Annotated in this window: 13 protein-coding genes; 5 read left to right on the plus strand and 8 right to left on the minus strand. The window is 67.2% G+C overall.

The window, feature by feature from the left end; genetic code table 11:
* Nucleotides 1–185: 185 nt before the first annotated feature.
* Nucleotides 186–779 carry a TetR/AcrR family transcriptional regulator gene (locus tag POF53_RS14965; RefSeq protein WP_475858708.1) on the minus strand — a complete coding sequence of 198 codons (594 nt, stop codon included), beginning with the start codon at nucleotides 777–779 and terminating at the stop codon, nucleotides 186–188.
* 103 nt (nucleotides 780–882) lie between these two features.
* Here POF53_RS14965 and POF53_RS14970 point away from each other — a divergent pair, with 103 nt between their 5' ends.
* The gene (locus tag POF53_RS14970; RefSeq protein ID WP_498968305.1) at nucleotides 883–2,250 is read left to right on the plus strand and encodes an MATE family efflux transporter; all 1,368 of its coding nucleotides are present in this window, start codon (nucleotides 883–885) and stop codon (nucleotides 2,248–2,250) included.
* Here POF53_RS14970 and POF53_RS14975 read toward each other — a convergent pair.
* A complete protein-coding gene (locus POF53_RS14975) occupies nucleotides 2,241–2,585 on the minus strand; it encodes a cupin domain-containing protein (protein ID WP_498968307.1) in 345 nt (114 codons plus the stop codon). The two genes, POF53_RS14970 and POF53_RS14975, sit on opposite strands and share 10 nt — an antisense overlap.
* Nucleotides 2,586–2,645: 60 nt before the next feature.
* Between POF53_RS14975 and POF53_RS14980 the strand changes: the two genes are divergently transcribed.
* Nucleotides 2,646–3,545, plus strand: a complete 900-nt coding sequence (locus tag POF53_RS14980; protein WP_203646233.1) for a LysR family transcriptional regulator — start codon at nucleotides 2,646–2,648, stop codon at nucleotides 3,543–3,545.
* A gap of 107 nt (nucleotides 3,546–3,652) precedes the next feature.
* Nucleotides 3,653–4,849 (plus strand): MFS transporter, encoded by a 1,197-nt coding sequence (locus POF53_RS14985; protein ID WP_232857600.1) that lies wholly within the window; start codon nucleotides 3,653–3,655, stop codon nucleotides 4,847–4,849.
* 12 nt (nucleotides 4,850–4,861) lie between these two features.
* Here POF53_RS14985 and POF53_RS14990 read toward each other — a convergent pair whose 3' ends face one another.
* The gene (locus POF53_RS14990) at nucleotides 4,862–5,473 is read right to left on the minus strand and encodes a LysE family translocator (protein WP_498968310.1); all 612 of its coding nucleotides are present in this window, start codon (nucleotides 5,471–5,473) and stop codon (nucleotides 4,862–4,864) included.
* Between the two features lie 100 nt (nucleotides 5,474–5,573).
* On the opposite strand from POF53_RS14990, the gene POF53_RS14995 reads away from it, so the two are divergent.
* Complete coding sequence (locus POF53_RS14995) at nucleotides 5,574–6,554, plus strand: GlxA family transcriptional regulator (protein ID WP_498968312.1); 981 nt, start codon at nucleotides 5,574–5,576, stop codon at nucleotides 6,552–6,554.
* A 129-nt stretch (nucleotides 6,555–6,683) separates the two neighbouring features.
* Here POF53_RS14995 and POF53_RS15000 read toward each other — a convergent pair whose 3' ends face one another.
* The 5 genes from POF53_RS15000 to metH all read right to left on the minus strand — a co-directional run bounded on the left by POF53_RS15000 (nucleotide 6,684) and on the right by metH (nucleotide 14,628).
* Nucleotides 6,684–7,541 carry a CAP domain-containing protein gene (locus POF53_RS15000; RefSeq protein WP_203646240.1) on the minus strand — a complete coding sequence of 286 codons (858 nt, stop codon included), beginning with the start codon at nucleotides 7,539–7,541 and terminating at the stop codon, nucleotides 6,684–6,686.
* A 272-nt stretch (nucleotides 7,542–7,813) separates the two neighbouring features.
* Nucleotides 7,814–8,968: a cysteine desulfurase family protein gene (locus POF53_RS15005; RefSeq protein ID WP_498968313.1), complete on the minus strand. Its 1,155-nt coding sequence runs from the start codon at nucleotides 8,966–8,968 to the stop codon at nucleotides 7,814–7,816.
* Between the two features lie 164 nt (nucleotides 8,969–9,132).
* Nucleotides 9,133–9,612, minus strand: coding sequence for a DUF2269 family protein (locus POF53_RS15010; RefSeq protein ID WP_232857588.1), 480 nt, complete (start codon nucleotides 9,610–9,612; stop codon nucleotides 9,133–9,135).
* Between the two features lies 1 nt (nucleotide 9,613).
* Complete coding sequence (locus tag POF53_RS15015; protein ID WP_498968315.1) at nucleotides 9,614–10,726, minus strand: saccharopine dehydrogenase family protein; 1,113 nt, start codon at nucleotides 10,724–10,726, stop codon at nucleotides 9,614–9,616.
* 194 nt (nucleotides 10,727–10,920) lie between these two features.
* Nucleotides 10,921–14,628 (minus strand): methionine synthase, encoded by a 3,708-nt coding sequence (gene metH, locus POF53_RS15020; RefSeq protein ID WP_203646243.1) that lies wholly within the window; start codon nucleotides 14,626–14,628, stop codon nucleotides 10,921–10,923.
* Between the two features lie 173 nt (nucleotides 14,629–14,801).
* On the opposite strand from metH, the gene POF53_RS15025 reads away from it, so the two are divergent.
* The gene (locus POF53_RS15025; protein ID WP_203646244.1) at nucleotides 14,802–17,102 is read left to right on the plus strand and encodes a fatty acid cis/trans isomerase; all 2,301 of its coding nucleotides are present in this window, start codon (nucleotides 14,802–14,804) and stop codon (nucleotides 17,100–17,102) included.
* Nucleotides 17,103–17,126 lie beyond the last annotated feature (24 nt).

Raw genomic sequence — 17,126 nt, forward strand, 5'->3', positions numbered from 1 at the left:
ACAAGTTAGTACATTTTGCGGCGAGCAAAATTTCTATAGGCCGTAATCCTCCCGTGTAGGAGCGGCCTTGTGCCGCGAAAGGGCCGCAAAGCGGCCCCGGCGATCTTTGCTCAGTCCTGAAATCCTGGGGCCGCTGCGCAGCCCTTTCGCGGCACGAGGCCGCTCCTACAGGTGGGCGTAGCCATTCAGACCTGCAACCCCTCCATCAAACAGCGCAACGCCCCCTTCACCCGTTCCGCCGCCGCCTGCGGATCGTCCTGGGCGATCACCCACATGCCGCTGTCGCCCATCGCGCCGTTGATCAGGTGCGCCATGGCCACGGCGTCGAAGGCGCGCAGCCTGCCGGCCTGCTGCAACTCCACCAGCCCCTGGGCCATGGGCCCGATGTAGCTGGCTTCCTCCAGTTCGCGCAGGCGCGGGCCGAGTACCCCGGGGGCGTCCTGCAGCAGGATGCGCCGCAGGGCCGGCTCGTGCAGCAGGTCGTAGTAGTACAGGCAGGTGTCGATATAGCCCTCCCATGGGTCGTCGTGGGTGGCGTAGCGGGCGTCGAGCGCCTGGTTGATCTCCTCGAGCAGGTGCTCCACCACGGCGGTGAACAGCCCGGCCTTGCCGCCGAAATGGTGGTGCAGGGCGCCCCGGGTGAGGTCGGCTTCGGCGCACAGTTCGTCCATCACCACGGCGGCAAAGCCCTTTTCGGCGAACTGGCGGCGGGCGACGGCGATCAGCCGTTCGATGGTATCCGCGCTCATGGCGGCGCGGCTGCGGCGAGGGGTGGGCATGGAGGGCTCCGGGTGAAAAGCGATGGCTGCAAATTAGCATACGTTGCGTATGTCAATAAATGGCATTAGCATACGCGGCGTATGTCAATTGGAGGTTACTACCGTGACTGCCCTTGTTTCACGCAAGAACATTGCCTGGCTGGGTGAGCTGCCCGGTCTGTTGCGCCTGGCGCTGCCGCTGGTGCTGGGCCTGTCGGCGGCCGAGTTGATCAGCCTGACCGATACCGTGCTGCTGGCCTCGCTGGGCACCGTGGTGCTGGCCTGTGTCGCGCTGACCAGCAGCGCCGGGCTGATCTTCCATGCCGGGCTCTACGGCATGCTTGCCACCCTCAGCGTGCGCGTCGGCCATGCCTTCGGCGCCGACGACCCCGGCACCGTGGCGCGCACCCTGCGCGCCGGGCTGGGCTATGGGCTGCTGGTGGGCATCCTCGGCTGCCTGGCGATGCTGGCCTGCCTGCCATTGGTGCAATGGCTGGGCGTGCCGCTGCCCGACGTGGCGCTGCTGACGCCGTACTGGCAGGCCATGGCGGTGTTCCTGATCCCGTACTGCCTGGCGGTGGTGTTCAAGGATGTGCTGGAAGCCATCGGCCGGCCCTGGGTGGGCGTGCTGCTGGTGATGAGCGCGGTGCTGTTCAACATTCCGCTGAGCTACGGGTTGATCCACGGCCATTTCGGCCTGCCGACGCTGGGCCTGCTGGGCGCGGGTATCGCCGGGGTGATCGCCGAATCGCTGGCGGTGTTGCTGGCCCTGGCTTATTGGCGCCTGGCGCCATCGCTGGCGCGTTACCGCCTGGCGCCACAGGGGGCGCGACTGAGCTGGCGCACGCTGCTGGGCGAAGGCTGGCCGCTGGGCCTGGGTTATCTCGCCGAAGCCGGCGCGGTGGTGATCGCCGCCTGGATGCTGGGCTGGCTGGGCAATGCCGCACTGGCGGCCAACCAGGTGGTGCAATCGATCGGCGCGTTGCTGTACATGCTGCCGCTGGGCATGGCCGCGGCGGTGAGCATCCGCATCAGCCAGGCCCAGGGCCGCGGCGAGACGGCGCGCATCCGTGCCATCGGCAGCGCCACCTTTGCCAGCGTGAGCGCCTGGATGCTGGTGGCCACCGTGCTGTTGGCGTTGTTCGGCCGCTCCATCGCCGAGGTCATGAGCGACGACCCGCAGGTGATCGCCATCGCCGTGCCGATGTTCGTGGTGGTCGCGGCCATGCAGGTGGCCGATGGCTTGCAGTCCACCGCGCTGGGCGCCTTGCGCGGCCTGCAGGACTACCGCTGGCCGGTGGGCGTGACCATGATCAGCTACTGGTTGCTGGCGTTGCCGCTGAGCTACTGGCTGGCCTTCCACTCCGCGCTGGGCGCGGTGGGAGTGTGGGTCGGGTTCGCCTGTGGCCTGGCCGTGGCGGCGGTGCTGCTGCCGTGGCGGTTCTATCGCCTGCAGGCGATGCCTGCCGCAGCGGCCTTGGCTCAGCCCTGATAGAACACCGCCAGCCATACCGTGGCCACGCCGAGTTCGGTCCACTCCACGCGGTGGCGGCAACCGGGCGGGATGTCCAGATGGTCGCCGGGGCGCAGCACGCGGGTGCGCGGCTCATGCTCCAGGCGCAGCCCGGCGCTGCCACTGAGCACGACCACCCATTCGCCCTCGGTCTGGTCGTACCAGAACCCTGGCGGGCTGGCCTGGCCGCTGGAGACGATGCGCTCGATGCGCAGACCCTGGCGCCGGAGCAGGTCGGTGAACTGCTCGTCGGCGTCGGGCGCGAGCGGGGGCAGGGCGGTAAACAGGTTGTCGGGCATGGGCGCCTCGCGCATGGTTGATTCCAGCCGGTGATTGTAGGAAGGTTTCGGCCTTTGCCCCATGGAAGATTGACGATGGACAAGCTGCTGGCGCTCAAGGTGTTCATGGCCACCGCCGAGGTCGGCGGCTTTTCCGCCGCTGCGCGCAGGCTGGGGGTGGCGACCTCCTCGGTGACCCGCCAGGTCGACGCCTTGGAACTGGAGCTGGGGGCCAGCCTGCTCAACCGCTCGACCCGCCAGGTCAGCCTGACCGAAGCCGGCGCCAGCTACTACCAGCGGGCCCGCGAGATCCTCGAGGCCCTGGCCGAGGCCGACGCCAGCGTCGCCGACCGCGGCGAGGAACCGGTCGGCGTGTTGCGCCTGTGCCTGCCGGTGGAATTCGGTCGCCGGGTCATCGCTCCGCACCTGGGCGCGTTCCTCGCCCGCCACCCGGCACTGGAACTGGACATCGACCTGAGCGACCGCTTCGACGACCTGCTCGATGGTCGCTACGACCTGAGCATCCGCCTCGGCGAGCCGGCGCCCAGCGACGAACTGGTGTGTCGCCCGCTGGGGCGTTTCGAGCGCTGGCTGGTGGCCAGCCCGGCATACCTGAGCCAGCAGCCAGTGCTTACCGAACCGCAGCAACTGGCCGCGTGCGCCTGCCTGCGCTTTCGCTACGGCCAGTCGGCACGGCCCTGGCGGCTGAGCCTGGGCGAGCAGCGCCTGGAACTGGACGTCAGCGGCCCGTTGCGCAGCGCCAACGCCGACCTGCTGCGCGAGGCGGCCATTGCCGGTAGCGGCGTGGCGCTGCTGGCCGACTGGCTGGTGCGCGAGGATGTCGAAGCCGGGCGCCTGCAAAGGTTGTTCGCCGACTGGACGGTGAGTCCGGGGGCGGCCAGCGCCAGCATCAACGCTCTGTACCTGCCCAACCACCGAGGCTCGCGCCGGGTCATGGCGTTCGTCGCCTTCTGCGAGGGGCTGCTGGCCGGCTGAGGTGTTGCGCGCCACGCAAAGGCCCGTTGCGCGGGCGATGGATTCTCGCCGGGGCGGTTGTCCGTCACCCTTCGCGCACATCCTTTCGCAAGCCGAGGTACCCTCGAATGAATCCCTCCCTCGCCGTCGCCCAGGCATCGGCCCCAGGCCTGAGCCGCACCCTGGTGACGCTACTGGCGTTCTGCTGCGGCGCCATCGTCGCCAACATCTACTACGCCCAGCCCATCGTCGGCCTGATCGCGCCGGACCTGGGGCTGCCCGCCGAACGGGCCAGCCTGATCGTGTCCCTGACCCAGATCGGCTACGCCCTGGGCCTGTTGTTCCTGGTGCCGCTGGCCGACCTGCTGGAGAACCGCCGGCTGATGATCGCCACGGCGGTGCTGGCCACCGGCAGCCTGTTGCTGGCCGGCACCAGCGGTCATGGGCAGGGCGAGGTGTTCCTGCTGTACGCGCTGCTGATCGGCTTCAGTTCGGTGGCGGTGCAGATGCTGATACCGCTGGCGGCGCACCTGGCGGCGGAGCGCGAGCGTGGCCGGGTGGTCGGCAACATCATGGGCGGGTTGCTGCTGGGCATCCTGCTGGCACGGCCGCTGGCGAGCCTGGTGGCGGATCACTTCGGCTGGCGCGCGGTGTTTGTCGGTGCCGCCGGGGTGATGGTGGCGATCATCCTGCTGCTGGCGTTGACCTTGCCGCGCCGGGTGCCTGAGCACACGGCCAGCTATGCCGGGCTGATGGCCTCGTTGCTGGTGCTGCTGCGCCGTTATCCGGTGTTGCGCCAGCGGGCACTGTTCCAGGCACTGATGTTCGCGGCGTTCAGCCTGTACTGGACGGCGGTGCCACTGGCGCTGGCCGGCGAGCACGGCCTGTCGCAGAGCCAGATCGCGCTGTTTGCCCTGGTCGGGGCGGTGGGCGCGGTGGCGGCGCCGCTGGCCGGTCGGCTGGCCGATGCCGGCCATGCGCGACGCGCTTCGCTGCTGGCGATGGCCCTGGCGCCGCTGGCGTTGCTGCTGGGCCTGAGCGCGCCGGGCGCCAGCGTGATCGGCCTGGGGTTGACCGGGGTACTGCTGGATTTCGCCGTGCAGATGAACATGGTCATCGGCCAGCGTGAGGTGTATGCGCTGGATCCGGCCAGCCGTGGCCGGCTCAATGCCTTGTACATGACCAGCATCTTCCTCGGCGGGGCGCTGGGCTCGGCGCTGGCCAGTGGGGTGTATGCGCAGTATGGCTGGAGCGGCGTGGCGTTGCTGGGCGCGGGATTGCCGGCGCTGGCGCTGGTGGTGTTCCTGGTCGTTTCCCGGCGTTGATCCCTGGGGCTTCTATCGTCCCAGCGGCAGGGCCACGCCGATCAGCGCGAACAGGCTCCCGCAGCAGCGGTTGAACCCACGTCCGCCCTTGGTCAGCCACGGGCGGATGCGAAACGCCAGGCGGGCCAGCAGGTACTCCACCAGGCATTCGACACTGGCGAAGGTCGCCGCCATCACCAGGAACTGCACCAGCAGGCCGCGCTGCGGATCGATGAACTGGGGCAGGAACGCGCCATAGAACAGCAGCACCTTGGGGTTGGCCAGCGCCGACAGGCAGCCCTGGCGGAACAGCCCGGCATTGCTCAGCGCCACGCTGCCGCGCGGTTGCTCCAGGTGCAGCGCCGGGGTGCGCCACAGCTGGATCCCCAGCCAGACCAGGTAGGCCCCGCCGACCCACTTGAGCACCGTCAGCACCGAGGCCGAGGCCTGCAACAGGGCGCTCAGGCCGAACATGGTCAGGGCGATCAGGAGACTGAAGCCCAGCACCCCGCCGAGGATGGTGAACAGCGTGCGGCGGGCGCCGTACAGCGCGCCATGGGTCAGGGCCAGCAGGCTGTTCGGACCTGGGGTCAGCGACAGGCCGATGCTGGCGAGCAGGTAGATGAGCCAGGTGTCGAGTGCCATGGGGGAGCCTTGTTTATGTGCAGGGCGTCAGTGTAGGGCAGGGCAGTGGGAATACAGGGTAGTATCTGGCCATTGAATGGTTATATCTGGACATACCTCAATGACACCCGACCTGCGCCTGCTGATCCTGCCGTTACCGGAGTTCGCCCTGCTGCCGTTCGGCGCGTTCCTCGACAAGCTGCGCTTTTCCGCCGACGACGAGGACTACAGCCGCCAGCGCTATTGCCGCTGGACCGTGCTCGGGCTGGACCGGGAGCCCGTGGTTTCAAGCAGCGCGGCGAGTGTTCAGGTCGAGGCGGCGCCTGCGGACATCCGCTGGGGCGACTACGACCACCTGGTGCTGTTCGGCGGGCGCAACGCCAGTGCCACGGCGGCTTTGGCGCCGCGCTACAGGGCTCTTTTGAAGCAGGCGACCAAGGCCGGGGTGAAGCTGGTGTGCGTTGACAACGCGGCTTTCCTGCTGGCCGCCTGTGGCCTGCTGGAGGGTCACCAGGTAGTGGTGCACTGGCGCCATGAGGCGGAGTTTCGCCTGGCCTTTCCCCGCGTGCGCCTGCTGAGCGGGCAGCTGTTCTGCTTCGACGGTGGCCGCATCACCTGTGCCGGCGGCACGGCAGCCATCGACCTGGCGGTGGAATTGATTGCCCGCGCCAGTGGTCGCACCCGGGCGCTCAAGGGCCTGGCCGACATGCTGGTGGACGAGAGCCGCGATAGCCTCCATGCCTTGCGTTCGCTGGAGGCCGGTGCCGGGCAGGGGCGCCAGGTGCGGCGGGCCACGGCGCTGATGCGCCACCACCTGGCGACGCAGATGCCAGTGGAGGCGTTGGCGGCAGAGCTGGGCATCAGCCGGCGCCAGCTCGACCGCCAGTTCCAGGCCTGCCATGGCATGAGCGCCAAGGCCTGGTGGCAGGAACTGCGCCTGCAGCAGGCGCGCTGGCGCTTGCTCAACTCCAGCCACAGCCTGGCGCAGATCGCCGATGAAGTGGGGATGGGGGATGCCAGCTACCTGGGCAAGTGGGTGCGGCGGCGGTTTGGTTGCACGGCGCTGGCGTTGCGCAACTCGGGCCATGCGCCGTCCCTGTAGGAGCGGCCTTGTGCCGCGAAAGGGCTGCGCAGCAGCCCCTGTCTCGGGGAAACGCTGAAATTGTCGGGGCCGCTTTGCGGCCCTTTCGCGGCACAAGGCCGCTCCTACAGGGACGGTGCCTGGCAGGGTTTACTGCGGCGTACCGAACAACCCCGTCCAGTAGATCCCGGCATCGCTCTTCGGGTCCACCGCATACGCCGCCCCCAGCTCGCGGAAGTCCGGGTTCATCAGCGTGGCGCAGTGCCCTGGGCTGGCCAGCCAGCCGTCGACCACCTTGCGCGCGGTGTCGCGCCCGGCGGCGATGTTCTCGCCGATCTGCCGGTACAGGTAGCCGGCCAGCTCCGCCCGATCACCTGGGGTGCGGCCCTCGCGGTCGAGATGGTCGAAGAAGTTCTGGTTGGCCATGGCCCGGGTGTGGTTGGCGGCGACGCCCGCCAGGGTGGTGCTCCAGGCCAGCGCCGGGGCGGCGGGGTAGGGCTGGCCGCCGCACTGGCGGGGCAGGTTGCGCGCGGCGTTGATCTCCTGCAGCAGCTTCTGCCCTTCGGCCTGCCAGTCACCCAGGCGAGCGCTGAGCAGCGGTCGGGCCAGGACAATGCGCCAGTCGCGGCCCTCCTGGCTGACGCCGATGTCGACGAACTGCGGGTCGAGCACCACCTGGCAGAAGCTCTCCTCGATGGCCTTCATCGCTGCCTGGGCGTCCCGTGGGCCGGACAGGCTGATGGCCTGGACGTTGACCATCGGGTAGGCGGCGCGGGTCATGGCCTGCTGCAGGTCGCGGGTGCCTTCGGGCGACAGCGCCAGGCGGGTGTCGCTGTTGAGCGGTGGCAATTCCAGCGAGGCTTCGCCACCACAGCGCTGGGCCTGACTGCGGTAGACGTTGATCGTATCGATCAGTTGCGCCTCTTCACCGGTGAAGGCCTGGGCGCTGGTAGCGGCGAGCAGGCCCAGCGTCAGGCCGACGAGGCAGGCAACGGATGGGACGCGCATGTGGATCTCCCTGTAACTGGCAGCGTCTGGATCTGCGCTGCCCATCCTACACAACGGCAAGGCTTTTGGCCCGGCCATGTGCAGTGTGAAAAGGCGGGCCTTGGCAGTCGAATGCGGTTGGCAAAAGAGGGAGTAGACCGCTGCTCGGCGAAAAAGTGCGATCGTTGTTGGCGCGCTATTGCTTCAAGGTACAGAAGAAGGTTGTGACCCTGCGGTCAACGTGGAGACTGTATCACCGGCACCATTTTGACCTGCAGGGATTGCAGCGTGTCTTACCAGAGTGCCACCGCTGCTGCTCCGACAACCCGGCCGAATACCGCCAGCGCCGTGTCCACGTCCGCTTCGCTGGTGTAGCGTCCGAGGCTCAGACGCACGCTGTTGCGCGCCTGGTGCTCGTCGAGGCCAAGAGCCAGCAGCACATGGGACGCCGCGTTGCTCGCCGAGTTGCAGGCCGAGGTGGTGGACAGCGCCAGCTCGCCGGCCAGGGCCAGGCTGTTGAAACCCTTGGCGTCGATGCGCAGGTTGAGGGTGTGGGGAATACGCTGCATCGCGCAGCCATTGAGCGTCACTCCGGGCAAGGCCAGCAGGCCGTCGCGCAGGCGCCGGGCGAGCTGTTCCAGGCGCTGGTACTCCGTCTCGCCGGGCTGGCCGGCCAAGTCGAAGGCGCTGCCCATGCCGACGATCTGGTGGGTGGCCAGGGTGCCGGAACGCAGGCCGCGTTCATGGCCGCCACCGTGCATCTGCGCACGCATGACCGGGCGAGCGTGAGGGCCGACGTAGAGGGCGCCGATGCCCTTGGGGCCGTAGACCTTGTGCGCCGAGAACGACATCAGGTCGACGGCCTGGTGCGCCAGGTCGATGCGGACCTTGCCCACGGCCTGGGCCGCGTCCACATGCAGCAGCGCGCCATGCTCGCGGACCAGCTGGCCGATACGGGCGAAGTCAGTCACCGTGCCCAGTTCATTGTTCACCGCCATCAGCGACACCAGGCGCGTGTCCGGGCGCAAGGCGGCCTGCACGGCTTCGGCCTGGATCAGGCCATGGGCGTCGGGCGCCAGGCGGGTCACTGTCCAGCCCTGGCGCTCCAGTTCGGCGGCGGTGTCGAGGATGGCCTTGTGTTCGAGCTGGCTGGTCAGCAGGTGCCCCGGCTGCGCGAAGCCCTGGGCGACGCCCTTGAGCGCCAGGTTGTTGGATTCGGTGGCGCCGGAGGTCCAGACCAGATCGTCGGGCTGTGCGCCCACCTGCATGGCCACCTGCTGGCGGGCCTGTTCGACGGCCTCGCGGGCCGCCTGGCCGTGGGCGTGGCCACTGGAGGCGGGGTTGCCGAAGTTCGCCTCGCGTCCCAGGCAGGTGAGCATGGCGGCAATGACCCGGTCATCGACCGGAGTGGTGGCGGCGTAATCGAAGTAGAGCGGGGTGCTGGGCATGATCGCGGGCGGGTCCGTGCGTGGACGCCGCCTGTCGGCATCCATGGACATCATCCTAGGCAACTGCCGATATGAATGTTTTTTCTTTTTCCCGTTCCAGGGCGATTTTCGAAAAAAATTCTATTCTTTTTCGCTATGTATTTAGAATTTTTTTCTTCCCTGGTTCAGAGCCATTGCCACGGTGCCTGCTTGGTGATCATCACAAGCACGATCAGGAACATACCGGCAAACCCCGCCACCCCCATCCACAGCCAGGGGCGGTACAGCCGCTGATAGTCCTCACCCAGCGCGGTGCCATGCTCGACCGCCTGGGCCGCGAGGCGCTGCATGCGCGTCTGCAACAGCAGCACCGGCAGCCACAGGGCGCCCACCGTGAAAAAGATCAGCAGTGCGCCACGCAGCCAGCCCGTGGACCACGGCATGCCGGTCATGCTGACCATGGCGTAGCCGGTCAGCAGTTGCAGGACGCCGGCGGGTGTGGTGATCCAGGCATCGAAGCGCACCACCATCCTGGCCACGGCGGCGATCACCCGTGGATCGCGGCTGCGGTTCGCGGCGATCAGGTACAGGTACGAGCCCATGCCGAAACCGAACAGGAATACGGCAGCGATCACATGCAGGTACTTGAGCAGCAGGTAGCTCATCTCAGCCTCGCCCGTGCTGGAAGCTGACGCTGTAGCGCACCTTGTCCGGTTCGCCGATGGCCGCCAGGTACTGCTCGACACTGATCTCGCCGACGCAGGGGCGGGCGCCCGGGGCTGGGGTGTAGCCCTCGATGACCCTGGCCATCAGCGCCACCGCCGCGCAGCTGGGAATTTCCGGGCCCTTGTCGTCGCGGGCGCTGACCTGGGCCTGCAGGCGCAGTGGCTGGCCCTGCATGTCCAGGCCGCGGACATCGAGGTACATCGCACTCATGCCATCGCCAAAGCGCTCGAAATGGCCGCCCAGGCGATGCAGACGCCGCGCCCAGGGCAGCGGATCGCGCACCAGGCCGTACTTGACCAGCAATGCCAGCGCGGCATTGGCCAGGCCACCGGCCATGAGCCCGGAGCCGGCCTTGAACGCCAGGTCCCGGGCGCCGTAGCGCTCGGCGAAGATGTCCATGTCCGGCACATCGACGTTGTTCAGCAGGCGCCAGCCCAGGCCGGGCAGGTGGCGCAACTGCAGGCCGAGCCAGCCGTCGACGGTGTGCGGGCGTCCGTCGCGCCACTGGCGGATCGGCCGGCCGGCGTAGGCCAGCACGCCCTCGATGGTGGACAGGCCGGGCATCTTCGCCGAGGAGGAAATGCCGTGCTCGATACGGTCTATGCGGCTGAAGTGATGGCGCTGCTCGTCGAGGATCGCCGACGACAGGCTGGGCACCGAGCTACAGCCGCTGAGCAGCGCGACATTGGCCTGGCGGGCGCGGGCGTCCAGGCGCTCGATGCCGTTGACGAACACCCGGCAGTCGGAGAGGTCGCAATAGCTGGCGCCAGCCTCGATGCAGGCTTCGGCCACGCTGTAGGGCTGGCCCTGGAAGGGGCCGCCGGTGTGGATCACCCAGTCAATGCGCAGGGCGCGCAGTGCGTCGGCGAAGCCGGGGGCCATGGCGTCGCCGCACCAGCTTTCGCTGCCGCTCAGTCGGGTGGCCAGTTGGGCGAGGCTGTTGGCGTTACGGCCGGCGATCACCAGTTGCACGGCGGGCATCTGCTGCAGGTGGCGGCAGATGATCCGGCCGAAGTTGCCGTAGGCGCCGATCACCAGGATTCTGCGGGACATGCGGGGGTCCTTGTGCATGTGTCGGGGGAGGAAAAGCTGACTTACATTTCCCTGTAGGAGCGGCCTTGCGCCGCGAAAGGGCCGCAGAGCGGCCCCAGCGATCGTTGCATCAACACTGAGATCCTGGGGCTGCTACGCAGCCCTTTCGCGGCGCAAGGCCGCTCCTACACAGAGGGGGCAGCGCAGGGCCGTATTCAGCCCTCGTAGCCCAGGTTCGGCGCCAGCCAGCGTTCGCTGACGCTGACATCCTGGCCCTTGCGCGCGCTGTATCGCTCGATCTGGTCCTTGTCCACCTTGCCCACGGCGAAGTACTGCGCCTGCGGGTGGGCGAAGTACCAGCCGCTGACTGCCGCCGCCGGGAACATGGCGAAGTGTTCGGTGAGGAACACGCCGCTCGGGCCGGTCTCGCCGATGGCGGTGCCATCGAGCAGGCGGAACAGGGTTTCCTTCTCGGTGTGGTCCGGGCAGGCCGGGTAGCCGGGGGCCGGGCGGATACCGCTGTACTGCTCCTTGATCAGCGCCTCGTTGTCCAGGTGCTCGTCCTTGGCGTAACCCCAGTGCTCCTTGCGCACCTGCTCGTGCAGCCACTCGGCGCAGGCCTCGGCCAGGCGGTCGGCCAGGGCCTTGACCATGATCGAGCTGTAGTCGTCGCCCTTGTCCTGGTAGGCCTTGGCCACTTCCTCGGCGCCGATGCCGGCGGTGGTGATGAAACCGCCGACATAGTCGGTCACGCCGCTGTCCTTCGGCGCGACGAAGTCGGCCAGCGACCAGTTCGGCTTGCCGTCGGGCTTGATAGTCTGCTGGCGCAGGTGGTGGAGGGTGGCCAGGGTGTCACCGTTGCCGCCATACACCTCGATGTCGTCGTGTTCGACCTGGTTGGCCGGCCAGAAACCGAACACCGCGCGGGCGCTGATCAGCTTCTCGTCGATCAGCTTGTCGAGCATTTCGCGGGCGTCCTTGTACAGCGCCGTGGCAGCCTCGCCGACCACTTCGTCGGTGAGGATGCGCGGGAACTTGCCGGCCAGGTCCCAGGAGATGAAGAACGGCGTCCAGTCGATGTACTCGGCCAGGGTGCGCAGGTCGATGTCTTCCAGCACCTTGACGCCGGTGAAGGAGGGCACCGCGGCCTGGTAGCCGGCCCAGTCGTACTGCGGCTTGGCGGCGATGGCCTGGGCGTAGCTCAGGCGTTCGGTGCGGGCGCTGCGGTTGGCGGTGCGCTCGCGCACCTCGACGTATTCCTGGCGGGTCTTCTCGACGAAGCCGCTCTTGAGCTCCTTGGACAGCAGCTGGGTGGCCACGCCCACCGCGCGCGAGGCGTCGGTGACATAGACCACGGCGTCATTGGAATACTTGGGCTCGATCTTCACCGCGGTGTGGGCTTTCGAGGTGGTGGCGCCACCGATCATCAGCGGCAGGTGGAAGTCCTGGCGCTGCATCTCGCGGGCGACGTGGACCATTTCGTCCAGCGACGGGGTGATCAGGCCGGACAGGCCGATGATGTCGCACTTCTGCTCGCGAGCGGTCTGCAGGATCTTCTCGGCCGGGACCATCACGCCCATGTCGACGATGTCGTAGCCGTTGCAACCGAGCACCACGCCGACGATGTTCTTGCCGATGTCGTGCACGTCGCCCTTGACCGTGGCCATGAGGATCTTGCCCTTGGCCTCCGGTTTGTCGCCTTTCTCTTCCTCGATGAACGGAATGAGGTGGGCCACGGCCTGTTTCATCACGCGGGCGGACTTCACCACCTGCGGCAGGAACATCTTGCCGGCGCCGAACAGGTCACCGACCACGTTCATGCCGCTCATCAGCGGGCCTTCGATGACTTCGATGGGGCGCGCCGACTGCTGGCGGCATTCTTCGGTGTCTTCGACGATGTAGGCGGTGATGCCCTTGACCAGCGCATGCTCGAGGCGCTTGTCCACCGGCATCGAGCGCCATTCTTCGTTCTCGACTTCCTTGGTGGCACCGCCGCCCTTGTAGTCGTCGGCAATCGCCAGCAGGGCGTCGGTACCGTGCGGGGTGCGGTTGAGCACCACGTCCTCGACCTTCTCACGCAATGCCGCCGGGATCTCGTCATAGATCTCCAGCTGGCCGGCGTTGACGATACCCATGGTCAGGCCGTTCTGGATCGCGTGGTAGAGGAACACCGAGTGGATCGCCTCGCGCACCGGGTTGTTGCCGCGGAACGAGAACGACACGTTGGACACGCCGCCGGAGCTCAGGGCATACGGCAGGTGATCGCGGATATAGGCGCAGGCCTCGATGAAATCTACCGCGTAGTTGTTGTGCTCCTCGATGCCGGTGGCGACGGCGAAGATGTTCGGGTCGAAAATGATGTCTTCCGGCGGGAAGCCCACCTCGTTGACCAGGATGTCGTAGCTGCGCTGGCAGATCTCGCGCTTGCGCGCGGCGGTGTCGGCCTGGCCGACCTCGTCGAAGGCCATCACCACCACGGCGGCGCCGTAGCGCTTGCACAGGCGGGCGTGGTGCTTGAACTGCTCGACGCCTTCCTTCATCGAGATCGAGTTGACGATGCCCTTGCCCTGGATGCACTTGAGGCCGGCCTCGATCACCTCCCACTTGGAGGAGTCGATCATGATCGGCACCCGGGAGATGTCCGGCTCGCCGGCGATCAGGTTGAGGAAGCGGACCATGGCGGCCTGGGAGTCGAGCATCCCTTCGTCCATGTTGATGTCGATCACCTGGGCGCCGGCCTCGACCTGCTGCAGGGCCACCTCGAGCGCCTCGGTGTAGTTCTCTTCGCGAATCAGCCGGGCGAACTTGGCGGAACCGGTGATGTTGGTGCGCTCGCCGACGTTGACGAACAGCGACTGGCGATCGATGGTGAACGGCTCAAGGCCCGACAGGCGGCAGGCCTTGGGGATGTCCGGAATCGCCCGCGGCTTGTATTTGGCGACCGCCTCGGCGATGGCCTGGATGTGCGGCGGGGTGGTGCCGCAGCAGCCGCCGATGATGTTGAGGAAGCCGCTGGCGGCGAACTCCTCGACCACCGCGGCCATTTCCGCCGGGGTCTCGTCGTACTCGCCGAAGGCGTTGGGTAGGCCGGCGTTGGGGTGGGCGGACACATGGGTGTCGGCCTTGGTCGCCAGCTCTTCCAGATACGGACGCAGGTCCTTTGCGCCCAGGGCGCAGTTCAGGCCGACGGAGATCGGCTTGGCGTGGCGTACCGAGTTCCAGAAGGCTTCGGTGGTCTGGCCCGACAGGGTGCGGCCGGAGGCGTCGGTGATGGTGCCGGAGATCATGATCGGCAGTTCGACGTCGTCCTCCTCGAACACCTGCTGCACGGCGAAAATCGCCGCCTTGGCATTGAGGGTGTCAAAGATGGTCTCGATCAGGATCAGGTCGGCGCCGCCCTCGATCAGGCCACGGGTGGCCTCGATGTAGTTCTCCACCAGTTCGTCGAAGGTGACGTTGCGATAGCCTGGGTCGTTGACGTCGGGGGAGATCGAGCAGGTGCGGCTGGTCGGGCCGAGCACGCCGGCGACGAAGCGCGGCTTGTCCGGGGTCTCGAGGGTCTTGGCGTCGGCCACCTGGCGGGCGACGCGCGCGCCCTCGACGTTGAGCTCGTACACCAGCGCTTCCATGCCGTAGTCGGCCTGGGAAATCTGCGTGGCGTTGAAGGTGTTGGTCTCGAGGATATCGGCGCCGGCGTCCAGGTAGGCTTTCTCGATCGCGGCGATGACATCCGGGCGGCTGAGCAGCAGCAGATCGTTGTTGCCTTTGACATCGCTTGGCCAATCGGCGAAGCGCGTGCCACGATAGTCGTGTTCCTCGAGGCGGTAACTCTGGATCATAGTACCCATGCCGCCGTCGAGGATCAGGATGCGCTCTTTGAGTGCTTTCTGGAGTGCTTGGTAACGAGCGCTGCGGTCGGACATAGGAACTACCTGGTCGGGCGAATATCAGAAGGTGCCGAATAATAACAAAGCTGCACGGATTTTAGGCGTACCGCCGATTTGCATGAATTTACTTCATGTTGGTGCGGCGCCCCAACACCTCAGGACCCGCCAGGCACATCGTGATGGCTTCAAGTAACCAGGACTTTCGGCACATGCTGCATCGCATATTTGCCAGCGCCTTCGCCTTGCTCATCAGTGGCGCGGCGTTCGGGCAGGCCCCCCAAGCGAGCCCGACGATTTCATACACCCGGGATATCCAACCGATCTTCACCGAGAAGTGCGTGGCCTGCCACGCCTGCAACGACGCTGCCTGCCAGCTCAACCTGGGCAGCGCCGAGGGCGCCGAGCGCGGCGCTTCCAAGGTGCCGGTCTACCAGGGCGAGCGCAGCCAGGCGGTGCCCACCACGCGGTTGTTCTACGATGCCCGTGACGAAGCCGGCTGGCGCAAGCAGGGCTTCTACTCGGTGCTGGACAAGCAGGGCAGCCAGGCCGCGCTGATGGCGCGCATGCTCGAGCTGGGCCACAAGACCCCGCTCACGCCCAATGCCAAGCTGCCCGAGGAGATCGTCCTGGGGCTCAACCGCAACAACATGTGCCCGTTGCCCCACGAGTTCGACGCCTACGCCGGCGCCCACCCCAAAGAGGGCATGCCGCTGGCGGTCACCGGCCTGACCGACCAGGAGTACCAGACCCTGCAGCGCTGGCTGGCGGCTGGCGCTCCGGTCGAGAAGACGCCGATCCAGCCCAGCGCGGTCGAGGCAAAGCAGATCGCCGACTGGGAAGAGCTGCTCAACCGCCCCGGTTCGACCGAGGCACTGGTCGGCCGCTGGCTGTACGAGCACCTGTTCCTCGCCCACATCCACTTCGTCGGCGGCGAGCCGGGCCACTTCTTCCAGTGGGTGCGTTCGCGCACGCCGAGCGGCCAGCCGGCAGACCTGATCGCCACCCGTCGCCCCAACGACCCGCCAGGCACCGATTTCTACTACCGGCTGATCCCGGTGCAGGGGGTGATCGTCCACAAGACCCACATCACCTACCCGATGGGGCCGCAGAAGCTCAAGCGGGTCAAGCAGCTGTTCTACAGCGGCGACTGGCATGCCTCGTCGCTGCCCGGCTACGGCCCGCGCCACCGCGCCAACCCGTTCGAGACCTTCGAGGCGATCCCGGCGGTGGCCCGCTACCAGTTCATGCTGGACAACGCCGAGTACTTCGTCCGCACCTTCATTCGCGGCCCGGTATGCCGTGGCCAGATCGCCACCGACGTGATCCGCGACAACTTCTGGGCACTGTTCCAGGAGCCGGCCCACGACCTGTACATCACCGATGCCGAGTACCGGGGCGAGGCCACGCCGCTGCTGGCCATGCCCGGGCAGATCGACGACGTCGGCAGCGTGCTGAGCCTGTGGCACGCCTACCGCGACAAACGCAACGAGTACGAGGCGCTACGTCGCGAGGCCTATGCCGAGCAGCCGGCGCCGAGTTGGTCGACCCTGTGGGCGGGCAATGACAACGCGCTGCTGAGCATCTTCCGCCACTTCGACAGCGCCTCGGTAACCAAGGGCCTGATCGGTGACGTGCCGCTGACGATGTGGCTGTTCGACTACCCGCTGTTCGAGCGTACCTACTACCAGCTGGCGGTGAACTTCGATGTGTTCGGCAACGTCTCGCACCAGTTGCAGACACGCCTGTACTTCGACCTGATCCGCAATGGCGCCGAGGTCAACTTCCTGCGCCTGATGCCGGCCGGCAAGCGTAGCGAGATCCTCGGCAACTGGTACCAGAACAGCGGCAAGGTGAAGATGTGGATGGACTACGAGGACATCGACACCAGCACCCCGAGCGCGCTGAAGCTGGACAAGCACGATCCCAAGCGTGACTTCGGCCTGCAGTTGCTGCAGCGCACCGGCAGCCTGAACGTGGCCCCCGACCCGATCAACCGCTGCCAGGGCGCCTATTGCTCGCGACCCGGGCTGTCCCAGGAGTTTCGCGACGTCGAGCAGTCGTTGAGCCGCCTGGTGTCGCGCCCGGCCGCGGGCCTGAAGGTGATCGGCCAGCTGCCCGAGGCGACCATGCTGCGCATCGAAGGGCAGGGCGGTCAGCGCCAGGTCTACAGCCTGCTGCGCAACCGCGCCCACAGCAACGTGGCGTTCCTGCTCGGCGAGGCCTACCGCTACCAGCCGGGGCTGGACACCCTGACCCTGGTCCCGGGCGTGCTCAGCAGCTACCCCAACTTCATCTTCAACATCCCGGTGGCCGATGTGCCGGAGTTCGTCGAGGACATGGAAGCGGCGCGGGACGACACGGCGAAGTTCGAGCGCATCGTCATGCGCTGGGGCGTGCGTCGCAGCCATCCCGAGTTCTGGCGCTACTTCCATGACCTGAACAGCTACATCAAGCAGACCGAGCCGGTGGAGGCGGGGGTGCTGGACATGAACCGCTACGAGAACCTCTGATCGGTTGGCCGGGACTTTCCCGGC

Origin of the sequence: Mitsuaria sp. RG (assembly GCF_028369275.1) — a bacterium.
GTDB classification, from domain to species: domain Bacteria; phylum Pseudomonadota; class Gammaproteobacteria; order Pseudomonadales; family Pseudomonadaceae; genus Aquipseudomonas; species Aquipseudomonas peradeniyensis.

What these genes read in the sequence shown, in the direction of transcription:
- POF53_RS14965 (WP_475858708.1), bottom strand. Translation starts at nt 779, where the DNA reads ATGCCCACCCCTCGCCGCAGCCGCGCCGCCATGAGCGCGGATACCATC.
- POF53_RS14975 (WP_498968307.1), bottom strand. Translation starts at nt 2,585, where the DNA reads ATGCGCGAGGCGCCCATGCCCGACAACCTGTTTACCGCCCTGCCCCCG.
- POF53_RS14980 (WP_203646233.1), top strand. Translation starts at nt 2,646, where the DNA reads ATGGACAAGCTGCTGGCGCTCAAGGTGTTCATGGCCACCGCCGAGGTC.
- POF53_RS14985 (WP_232857600.1), top strand. Translation starts at nt 3,653, where the DNA reads ATGAATCCCTCCCTCGCCGTCGCCCAGGCATCGGCCCCAGGCCTGAGC.
- POF53_RS14990 (WP_498968310.1), bottom strand. Translation starts at nt 5,473, where the DNA reads ATGGCACTCGACACCTGGCTCATCTACCTGCTCGCCAGCATCGGCCTG.
- POF53_RS14995 (WP_498968312.1), top strand. Translation starts at nt 5,574, where the DNA reads ATGACACCCGACCTGCGCCTGCTGATCCTGCCGTTACCGGAGTTCGCC.
- POF53_RS15000 (WP_203646240.1), bottom strand. Translation starts at nt 7,541, where the DNA reads ATGCGCGTCCCATCCGTTGCCTGCCTCGTCGGCCTGACGCTGGGCCTG.
- POF53_RS15005 (WP_498968313.1), bottom strand. Translation starts at nt 8,968, where the DNA reads ATGCCCAGCACCCCGCTCTACTTCGATTACGCCGCCACCACTCCGGTC.
- POF53_RS15010 (WP_232857588.1), bottom strand. Translation starts at nt 9,612, where the DNA reads ATGAGCTACCTGCTGCTCAAGTACCTGCATGTGATCGCTGCCGTATTC.
- POF53_RS15015 (WP_498968315.1), bottom strand. Translation starts at nt 10,726, where the DNA reads ATGTCCCGCAGAATCCTGGTGATCGGCGCCTACGGCAACTTCGGCCGG.
- metH (WP_203646243.1), bottom strand. Translation starts at nt 14,628, where the DNA reads ATGTCCGACCGCAGCGCTCGTTACCAAGCACTCCAGAAAGCACTCAAA.
- POF53_RS15025 (WP_203646244.1), top strand. Translation starts at nt 14,802, where the DNA reads ATGCTGCATCGCATATTTGCCAGCGCCTTCGCCTTGCTCATCAGTGGC.